This is a genomic window from Vibrio sp. 10N.222.49.C9, from assembly GCF_041474985.1.
Lineage (GTDB): Bacteria > Pseudomonadota > Gammaproteobacteria > Enterobacterales > Vibrionaceae > Vibrio > Vibrio crassostreae_C.
Window position 1 is genome coordinate 1 of the sequence record NZ_JBFRVD010000377.1, and the last position, 324, is coordinate 324.

1 protein-coding gene is annotated in these 324 nt (G+C 41.4%); it reads right to left on the minus strand.

The annotated features are described in order from the left end of the window. The coding region (locus AB4585_RS23585) for a porin (protein ID WP_372171198.1) at positions 1-324 on the minus strand (324 nt) is incomplete at both ends.

Genomic DNA, 324 nt, shown 5'->3' on the forward strand with positions numbered 1-324 from the left:
GGATATCGGTGTAATCAGTGATTAGGCCAAGAGAGCCATCTGTTTTACCGTATTGCAGTTCAGTATTTTCATCACCAACGCCAACGTAAAGGTAGCGAGTATCGTTCGAATTGTTTTTGGTAAATTCTTTTTCAACAAAACCACGAGCATGAACATCTTCAGTGATTTGAGTCTTAGCTTCAAAGTTAAGACGAGCACGAGAAATATCATCTTGTTTTTGCTGGTCTTTCAACTGGTTGTCTTTACCTTGGTCAGAGAACTCACTACGAGCCTCAACACGGCCGCCTAGAGAAAGAGCTAAGTTGTCTGCTTTGTATACTTCAG